Here is a 3,621-nt window from a genome sequence, read left to right as displayed (position 1 = left end):
TTTTCCTTGGTATTTAGAGCGGACAGCGGGACTCATAATCCCTTGGTCGCTGGTTCGAGTCCAACTGGGCCCACCAATGAAATCAGGTGGTTACGTAACCAAGGCTAGCTTTCCATCAATGTTTGGTTGCGGTTTGGTTGTTGATCCGCGGCAACTTTGCCACCACGCTTTCCCACCTTGCCGGATCTGCATGAGCATAGCGGCTCGTCACTGTCAGCGACGAATGGCCGAGCAGATCCCTGATGTTTGTCAGCGCTTCACCCTTGCTGGCCAGCAGCGAGGCGTAGCAGTGCCGCAAATCGTGAAAGCGGATATCAGGGCGACCAATCTTCTCCCCGGCTTTCTCGAATGCGCCACGCACCCTGTCACCAGTCGTATCGAACGGCAAGCCTGCCACTATGAGGTAGAGCTTCTTCCGTCAAGGGGATGACCCTTGGTTTCCTGAAGTGACCCCCTCCAGAGCTGCCCAGGCTATAGTGTAGCGTTCAGCGAGGCGACGGGCGGCGTGAGAGCTGAGAAGATGGCGAAATAAAGCACAAACATGTGTGCCACCATGAGGCTGGCACGGGCTCACTTCAGCCCTTGGAAAAGCCGCGGGTTGTAGAGCTGATCGCGGGTTTGCACGAGGCACAACCTCTGAAGGTCGGGATGGTTCGGGTTCACAACGGCAATCTGGTCAATACCGCAGGCCGCAGCGCTGGGCGCCAGCAACACCAGGTGCTTCCCTGCGACCAGGAAGTCAGTGCCTATGGCCTGGGTCGACGCCGGATAAGGAAAGCGATCCCAGTCTTCGGGGAGTGAGTTCGGATCCACTGTGTCGATCGCATCGGTTTCGACCTCGTAGGTGCCCATCACAAAATCTCGCGGGACCTGGCGTGGTGCTGGTATGTAGTGCCCCATCTCCAGAAGGGCCACCGATGCGCTTGTGCCGAAGTACAACGCCGGGTGGCCGGGTTCATTCCAGCGGCCGCCATCATGGTAGCTCCCGCCCAACCCCGATAGGTTATCGATAAACCGTTTGGGGGCAACACGAAACAGTGTCAGCCGCATTAGCTGAACTCACCGAAGCTGATCTTGCGCAATGCCTGCCGCACCATGGCGCGACCGGCAAAGGTGTCAAAGAGGTCAACCGGGCGTGAGCCCGACAATGCCGGCACCGGCGTATGCAGCCAGTCCTCGGCAATCTCACGGTCGCCAAACACCTTCTCCGCCTCGATATAGAGCTTGAGCGTGTCGAGCAGCTCCTCGCTCTGGGCTCGGCCAAGAGATTTACGCTTGTAGAAGCGGTGCAGGTTGCCCGAGTCCGTTTCCAGGAGTCGCACGAACACCTTCCGGTCATCAGGCATGGCGGATACCGCCTTTTTGAGGATGCGTCCAGACACCCCCTCCCTGACGGTCCTGATGAATACCTCCTGGTCTGTGTAGACGTCCCGAGGCAGCCCCACCTCGGCCATCATCTCACTGCCACCATTGGTCTTGGTCTGGTCTAAGAGCTCCATTGTTTCCTCCCGGCAATATTAGGCGGCACCCTCTCCGATCGGCGTGCCGTGTATCGCACCCTACAGTCATTTTACCTCACTTTGAGGTTGATGGCACGTCATATAAATGAGGGCCAGAGGGCTTCGTCACGAGGGTCGACAGTCAGACCGCCGGGCCGGCCAGGAGCTCGAGGCAGAGACCCCGCAACCGCCCCAATCCATGAACGCAACATCAGCGGCGGTGGCCATGCCAGTGCACAACCCCCGCCTTCAACTGAATCAAGTGAAAGGCAATGCACTGCGCCCGGCGAAAGCGGCAGAGGATCCCATTTCCTCTTCTATTCTCAGACATTCGTTCCACTTCGCCATCCGCTCGGATCGCGCGAAGGATCCGACCTTGAGCTGACCGGCATTCCAGCCGACGGCCAGATGCGCGATTGTCAGATCCTCGGTCTCACCAGATCTTGCGGAAACGATAGTGCCGTAGCCGGCCTCGCTGGCAACCCGCAAGGCCTCTTTGGCCTCGGTGACGCTTCCGGCCTGATTGAGTTTAATCAGGACCGCGTTCGCGCTATGCGCATCAATCGAGGCCCGAACCCGGCCCGCGTTGGTCACGAAGAAATCGTCACCGATGACCTGGCAGATCTTTCCATGCTGGGCGGTGAAGGCGATGAAACCTTCCGTGTCGTCCTCAGCCACCGGATCCTCGATCGAGAGGATCGGGTAGTCGCGTAGCCATCCTGCCAGCAGGTCGAGCATGCCTGAGGTATCCAGCTTGCGATCATCCAGGGTCAGTTGGTAGTTGTCTCTGCTTCCGAATTCGCTTGCCGCTACGTCCAGGGAGATACCGACATCAGTGCCGGGCTTGAAACCGGCATCTTCGATGGCGTGAACCAGGGCATCGAGCGCCTCCTCGTTGGTTTTGAAGGCGGGCCAGAAACCCCCTTCGTCGGCCACCCCCTGAAGGCGTCCGGTCTGCTTCATGAACAGGCCGGCGGCTCGATAGATCTCTGCCGTCCAGTCAAGCGCTTCGGCGAAACTGGCAGCGGCGGGCGCCATCACCATGAAATCCTGGATATCCACGCGCCGCGCGGCATGGGCCCCGCCGCCGAAAATCTGGATCTCGGGCAGCGGCATGCGTACAGGATTACCTGCCGCCAGGTATCGCCATAACGGCAGTTTCTCGGCCGCGGCGCGGGCATGCAGAACAGCCATCGAGGTGGCAACGATCGCATTACCGCCGAGCCGTGCCTTATTGGGGGTTCCATCGCACTCGATCATTGCCTTGTCAATGGCCCACTGGGCGTCGGCATCCATGCCAATCAGACAATCACGGATATCCTTGTTCACCGAGCCGACGGCGCGGGTAACGTCGTAGCCGCCGAAGGTATCACCACCATCGCGTAGATCTACGGCCTCGCCAGTGCCGGTCGAGGCCCCCGCCGGTGCAATGGCACGACCCTTCACGCCAGGTGCCAGGGTCACTTCGACTTCGACGGTCGGGCGGCCGCGGGAATCCCAGACACGGCGTCCCTTCACATCAGTGATTTCTGTGTCAGTCATGATCCGCCATTTCCTTTTTCCAATGATCGACAATCTCTTCTAGCAACTGGGCCGGGCGCCCGACCAGCCTGATTGCAAACGCCCGAACGCGGATCTTGTCTTGATCACGTGTCAGATACTCGACAGGTGATTTCCCATCGATTCGCGCCAGCGTCAGAGCCGGAATAAGTGCCGCGATCCGAGTTTCGATATCCGTGCGTGGCTCCCAGTCCACTGCCTCCAGGTAGGCGGTGCTCATGGTCTCGAAGGCCCCTATGAAGGCCGGTTTGAAACGGGGAGCGTGGACGCTTTTCAGGATCAGGTGATTGAGGCAAAAGGCCATGTCGAAGCTGGGGTCGCCATACCAGGCGCATTCTGCGTCAAGGATCATGGGGCCGTCCGGTCCGACCAGAATGTTCTTCGGGCTGATATCGCCATGGACGAGTGCCTTCTTGGTCGCACCGACAGTGCGGGACAGACCGAATAGAGGGGCCGCAAGGTCCGGGTGTTCGCGCGCTGTCGCTTCGAGATAAGGTTCCAGCCTCAGGGCATGGAAGGTCGCATCGTTATCGAATGTTGACGCGATGTCCGCTCGGCCCGC

5 protein-coding genes are annotated in these 3,621 nt (G+C 59.6%); all 5 read right to left on the bottom strand.

Annotation, left to right across the window (positions count from 1 at the left end):
- Positions 1 to 115 precede the first annotated feature (115 nt).
- On the bottom strand, positions 116 to 361 hold the full coding sequence (locus tag ACESMD_RS14000; protein WP_372614190.1) for a tyrosine-type recombinase/integrase: 246 nt from the start codon (positions 359 to 361) through the stop codon (positions 116 to 118).
- Positions 362 to 570: 209 nt separating this feature from the next.
- Positions 571 to 1,050 carry an RES family NAD+ phosphorylase gene (locus tag ACESMD_RS13995; protein WP_372614188.1) on the bottom strand — a complete coding sequence of 160 codons (480 nt, stop codon included), beginning with the start codon at positions 1,048 to 1,050 and terminating at the stop codon, positions 571 to 573.
- A complete protein-coding gene (locus ACESMD_RS13990) occupies positions 1,050 to 1,499 on the bottom strand; it encodes an antitoxin Xre/MbcA/ParS toxin-binding domain-containing protein (protein WP_372614187.1) in 450 nt (149 codons plus the stop codon). The genes ACESMD_RS13995 and ACESMD_RS13990 overlap by 1 nt, the downstream gene beginning before the upstream one ends.
- A 258-nt stretch (positions 1,500 to 1,757) precedes the next feature.
- Positions 1,758 to 3,041, bottom strand: a complete 1,284-nt coding sequence (gene eno / locus ACESMD_RS13985; protein WP_372614185.1) for a phosphopyruvate hydratase — start codon at positions 3,039 to 3,041, stop codon at positions 1,758 to 1,760.
- Positions 3,034 to 3,621 (bottom strand): phosphotransferase family protein (locus ACESMD_RS13980; protein WP_372614183.1); only part of this gene is annotated, 588 nt, incomplete at its 5' end. The genes eno and ACESMD_RS13980, both read right to left, overlap by 8 nt.

The organism is Halomonas sp. (assembly GCF_041689495.1).
GTDB lineage: Bacteria > Pseudomonadota > Gammaproteobacteria > Pseudomonadales > Halomonadaceae > Halomonas.
Note: the sequence above shows the minus strand (reverse complement) of the source record. Positions and strands in the feature narration are given on the sequence as shown.

What these genes read in the sequence shown, in the direction of transcription:
- ACESMD_RS13990 (WP_372614187.1), bottom strand. Translation starts at nt 1,499, where the DNA reads ATGGAGCTCTTAGACCAGACCAAGACCAATGGTGGCAGTGAGATGATG.
- eno (WP_372614185.1), bottom strand. Translation starts at nt 3,041, where the DNA reads ATGACTGACACAGAAATCACTGATGTGAAGGGACGCCGTGTCTGGGAT.
- ACESMD_RS13995 (WP_372614188.1), bottom strand. Translation starts at nt 1,050, where the DNA reads ATGCGGCTGACACTGTTTCGTGTTGCCCCCAAACGGTTTATCGATAAC.